Raw genomic sequence first — 1,110 nt, 5'->3', positions numbered from 1 at the left:
CTGTTTTTACTTCGCATGTAGCAGAAAAAGACACTGACCGCTTCTATGCATGGCCAGATGCTCTCTTCCATCTAAAAAGAGGTGGTTTTATGTTGGTTTTTTAATTGATGTATTATAGATAAGTATCTATGGACAACAGCCTTAGCAAGGCAGACAGATGAATCCACAAAGTAAAGGTTATGTGGATTTGCTCCTGATACAACATTCAAGTCTGTACAAGCTATAATAACGGCATCTACTGCTTCAGCTAATTCTGTGCAAAGTGTACGCCATAATTCAGTTGCTTCCATTATGTTTCCTACTTTTATTTTCGAGATAATTTGAGTGGTATCCCTTTGCCAGTTGTCTTTATAGATATAGTTTATACCACGCTTTGAAATATCGTCTTGGTATATGCCAGATTGAACGGTCGCATCGGTTGCTAAGAGAGCTACTTTTTTTATATGATTTGGTATTTCTTTTATCGTTTCATCTACCATATTTAAAATGGGAACAGAAACCGAATTTTGTAACTGATTAAAATAGGGGTGTGCTGTATTACATGGCATGGCGATAAAATCGACACCTGTACTTTCAAGCTTTTGTGCACCACTTATAATAGCCTTTTCCATAGCTTGATGATCAATCGGTCTATCCATATAAAAAGGTGTTGGACAAGAATAAATCATCATATGTGGAAAGTCCATATCATGTTTCGCACCGTATATGTTTTGGCATTGCTCGACTACTGTATCAACGAACGGGCCTGTTGACTTTGGCCCCATTCCTGCTAATATTCCAATCATTGTTATGTCTCCTTATGTGAATAAATTTTGATATATAAATTTAAAATTTCTTGATTTTTATCGTATATTCCTTCTTTAGAAGCGTTTTTTTCGAACGAGAAAAAGGAATAGAGTAATTAACAAGAGCGAGTAGATAAGTGCCCATGCAGTAAGCCAAAGCACGTGAACAAGCAAATGCTGTTCATATTGTCCAAGCATTAGAAAACTATTGATAGGCGGGAAAACCCATAATAGTTCCGGCATTTCTTTTTTGAGACGAATGGAAGCAATTGTGATAAGTAGTACAAAAGAAAGACTAAGCCAAGCTAAAATGTACCCTATAGAA

1 protein-coding gene and 1 pseudogene are annotated in these 1,110 nt (G+C 36.2%); both read right to left on the bottom strand.

Annotated elements, in window-relative coordinates; translation table 11 throughout:
- Positions 1-71 precede the first annotated feature (71 nt).
- Complete coding sequence (locus V7183_RS23975; RefSeq protein ID WP_335361075.1) at positions 72-785, bottom strand: aspartate/glutamate racemase family protein; 714 nt, start codon at positions 783-785, stop codon at positions 72-74.
- Between the two features lie 75 nt (positions 786-860).
- Positions 861-1,110 (bottom strand): annotated as a pseudogene (locus tag V7183_RS23970) (hypothetical protein); the annotation flags it as partial.

It is taken from the genome of Bacillus sp. JJ1127 (assembly GCF_036965845.1).
In the GTDB taxonomy this organism is placed as follows: domain Bacteria; phylum Bacillota; class Bacilli; order Bacillales; family Bacillaceae_G; genus Bacillus_A.
The sequence above is the reverse complement of the archived record's forward strand: the minus strand, read 5'-3'. Positions and strand labels throughout refer to the sequence as shown.